The organism is Propionicimonas sp. (genome assembly GCF_047606205.1).
Taxonomy (GTDB): domain Bacteria; phylum Actinomycetota; class Actinomycetes; order Propionibacteriales; family Propionibacteriaceae; genus Propionicimonas.
Genome location: NZ_JASGES010000118.1, coordinates 1 through 3,644 on the forward strand (window position 1 = coordinate 1; position 3,644 = coordinate 3,644).

The window sequence follows — 3,644 nt, forward strand, 5'->3', positions numbered from 1 at the left end:
CGTAGCGCAACAGGTAGGCCCGCGCGCCGAAGGCCACCACCCCGACCAGCACGGCGAGCAGCGCCGCAGGCCGGGCCCGCGTTCCGTGCGCGGGGGCGCGCCCGTCCGCTGCTCCCGACTGCGGGGTGGCCCGCCAGCGGAGCAGCCGTCCGGTGACAGCGGTGACCACGCTCACGTCCCTCCCCTCCGGCGGCCGGCGGCGGGCCGGCGCAGCGAGCCCACGGCCCATTCTCCACGCGGACCCCAGCGCTGCCCCGACGGGCTCCGGCTTCCGCCGGCGACCCGACCCTTCCCGCGGGGCGGGCGTGCAGGACGGCCCGGCGCCGGGTCGCTCAACCCGACGTCCTCCTCGACACCCTGCACGGGTCCAGCGGCGAGCGGCGGCGCTGAGGGCCGGCGGAACTCAGTAGGTCAGGACCTGCTCGCTGGAGTGCCCGTGCAGGCGGCGCGCGGCCTCGGCCAGCGAACCCGACAACGACGGGTAGACGGTGAAGGCCTCGGCGATCTGGTCGACGGTGAGCTTGTTGCGCACGGCCAGCGAGAGCGGGTGGATCAGCTCGGACGCGGATGGAGCGACCACGACGCCGCCGACCACGATGCCGGTGGTGGGCAGGCAGAAGATCTTCACGAAGCCGTCGGTGAGGGCCTGCATCTTGGCCCGCGCGTTGCCGCGCAGCGGAAGCATCATCGTGAGCCCCCTGACCACGCCGGAGTCGATGTCGGCCTGGCTGCAGCCGACGGTGGCGATCTCGGGGGCGGTGAACACGGTGGACGCGACCGTCCGCAGGTCGAGGGGGGCCACGGAATCGCCGAGCGAGTGCCACATCGCGATCCGACCCTGCATGGCGGCCACGCTGGCCAGCGCGAAGACCGGCGTGCAGTCGCCCGCCGCGTACACGCCGCGGGCGCTGGTGCGGGAGACCCGGTCGACCTCGATGTGGCCGGACGCGGAGAGCCTCACCCCGGCCTCCTCGAGGCCGAGCCCGGCCGTGTTGGGGACGGCGCCGACCGCCATCAGGCAGTGCGAGCCGGCCACGGCCGTGCCGTCGGCGAGCCGGACGACGACCTCGTCCCCGTGCCGGTCGGCGGCGACGGCGCGGGCACCGTTGAGGACGGTCATCCCGCTGTTCTCGAAGACCTGCTGGATCACCCGCGCCGCGTCGTCGTCGTGGCCGGGCAGCACCTGGTGCCGCGAGGAGACCAGCGTCACCGAGACGCCGAGGGCGGCGTAGGCGCTGGCGAACTCCGCGCCGGTGACGCCGGACCCGACCACGACCAGACGTTCGGGGACGCTGTCCAGATCGTAGAGCTGGGCCCAGGTGAAGATTCGTTCGCCGTCGGGACGGGCCGCGTCCAGTTCGCGCGGGCGGGCACCGGTCGCGACGAGCACGACGTCGGCCGGAAGGGGCTCCTCCCCGTCCTTCGTGGCGGCGATGACCCGCTGGCTGCCGTCCAGGCGCCCGGTGCCAGCGATGAGGCGGACGCCGTCCGCCCGCAGCCGGTCGGCGATGTCGGCGGACTGGGCGCGGGCGAGCCCGCGGATCCTGGCGTTGACCCTGCCGAGGTCGACGCCGACGGCGGCGCCGAGCCTGCGGTCCTCACCGGTGAGGTGCAGCCCGAGCTCCTCGGCGTCCCGGATCTTGGTCATCACCTCCGCGGCGGCGATCAGCGTCTTGGAGGGCACCACGTCGGTGAGCACCGCCGAACCGCCGAGGCCGCGGCGCTCCACCAGGGTCACGCGCCCGCCGAGCTGCCGGGCGACCAGCGCCGCCTCGTAGCCCCCCGGCCCGCCGCCGATGATCACCACGTCCGCCACGGGAGAACTCTCCCACGCCCCGCCCCGGTTCGCCCCGCCCGCCCGAACTTCGCCCCGTCCACCCGAGCTTCGCCCCGCCCTCCCCGTACCTCCGACCCCGGCACCTCCGTCCCTTTTCCCGTTCAGGGGACGGTTCCTTTCCCGTTCAGGGGACGGTTCCTTCCCGTTCGCTGGACTGTCCCCTTTCCCGTTCAGGGGACGGTTCCGTGACCGGCAAGAGGGGACAGACCCGTGAACGACAAGGGGACAGACCTGCGAATCGGAAAAGAACCGTCCCCCGTACCCCCGCAGGCCGGTCCGGCGTACCTGCGCTTGCGTGGCTCGGCGGGCAGGGGACGCGGCGGACGGTTCGCCTCGGCGGGTCGGGACCCGGAGGGTTACGCTCGGGGCGTGCTGTCCCGCGTCCTGCTGCCTGCCGTCGCCCTCGCGGGCGTGCTGGTCAGCGTCTGCTTCGTCGTGATCGGGCTGCCGGAGGCCAACCCCGCCCAGTCGGTGCTGCTCGAACTGTCGTCGCTGCCCCTGTCGGTGTCGGTCGGCGCCGGCATCCTGATGCTGCACCGGCGGGCCGACCGCCCGGTGGGCCCGCGGTCGCGCGTCCTGCTCATCGCGGGCGGCGCGGCGGTCGCCTTCGGTCTGGTGATGATGGCCTGGGCCTACCTCCCGGGGCCGAGGGACCTCGTCCACAGCGGCCAGCTGCTGGTCTGGCTCGGCCTGCTCGCAGGACTCGTCGTGATGATCCGGCGCCAACCGAGACAACGCGCCCGGTCGTTCCACCTCGACGAGTCCGACGAGGTCGACGAGGCCGCTGCCCCCTGGTGGCGGCGCTCGTCGTTATAGTCGTCGGGTGAGCGACCAGACTCCCCCTCAGACCCTGGCCGGTGAGGCCGCCGCCGCGCTGCTGCAGCGGTTCGGCCTCCCGTCCATCGACCTCGCCCTCGTCCTCGGTTCCGGCTGGTCCGGCGCCTCCGAGGGCCTCGGCGAACCGATCGGCGAGTGCCCCCTGGACGAGCTTCCCGGTTTCGCCAAGCCCGTGGTCGCCGGCCACGGCGGCGCCCTCAAGCTGATCCGGACGCCGAACGGCCGCGCCGCCGCCCTGTTCACCGGGCGCACCCACTTCTACGAAGGACGCGGCGTCGCCGCCGTCGTCCACGGCGTCCGGACGGCGGCCGCGGCAGGGGCGAAGGCCGTCGTTCTCACCAACGGCTGCGGCGGCCTGCACGCCGAATGGGCGCCGGGCACCCCGGTCCTGATCCGCGACCACATCAACCTCACCGGCGCGACCCCGCTGGAGGGGGCCACCTTCATCGACCTCACCGAGGCCTACTCGCCGCGGCTGCGTGCGCTCGCGCACGACGTCGACCCGACCCTCGCCGAGGGCGTCTACGTCCAGTTCCGGGGTCCCCAGTACGAGACGCCCGCTGAGGTGCGGATGGCGCAGGTCCTCGGCGGCGACCTGGTCGGCATGTCCACGACGCTGGAGACCATCGCCGCGCGCGAGGCCGGGCTGGAGGTGCTCGGCATCTCGCTGGTCACCAACCCCGGCGCCGGCATCTCCCCGACCCCCCTCGAGCATGCCGAGGTGATCGCTGCGGGCGCGGCGGCCGAGCCACGCCTGCGCGGCCTGCTCGCCGGGCTGCTCGAGCGCCTGTAGGAGCCGGCCGTGATCGATGAGACCCTGCGCGGGCAGGTCGACGCCTGGCGCGGCCAGGACCCGGACGTCGCCACCGTCGCTGCCCTCGACGACCTCCTCGCCCGCGCGGACGCCGGCGACCAGGCGGCCGCGGCGGAGCTCGCCGACGCGTTCGCCGGACCGCTCACCTTCGGCACG

At 74.3% G+C, this 3,644-nt stretch carries 3 protein-coding genes; 2 read left to right on the forward strand and 1 reads right to left on the reverse strand.

Features of this window, described 5'->3' with window-relative positions:
* Positions 1-403: 403 nt before the first annotated feature.
* The gene (locus QM633_RS07880; RefSeq protein ID WP_415153194.1) at positions 404-1,816 is read right to left on the reverse strand and encodes an NAD(P)H-quinone dehydrogenase; all 1,413 of its coding nucleotides are present in this window, start codon (positions 1,814-1,816) and stop codon (positions 404-406) included.
* Between the two features lie 390 nt (positions 1,817-2,206).
* On the opposite strand from QM633_RS07880, the gene QM633_RS07885 reads away from it, so the two are divergent.
* Both QM633_RS07885 and QM633_RS07890 read left to right on the forward strand, forming a co-directional pair.
* Positions 2,207-2,653: a hypothetical protein gene (locus tag QM633_RS07885; protein ID WP_415153195.1), complete on the forward strand. Its 447-nt coding sequence runs from the start codon at positions 2,207-2,209 to the stop codon at positions 2,651-2,653.
* 7 nt (positions 2,654-2,660) lie between these two features.
* Positions 2,661-3,467, forward strand: a complete 807-nt coding sequence (locus tag QM633_RS07890) for a purine-nucleoside phosphorylase (protein WP_415153196.1) — start codon at positions 2,661-2,663, stop codon at positions 3,465-3,467.
* Positions 3,468-3,644 lie beyond the last annotated feature (177 nt).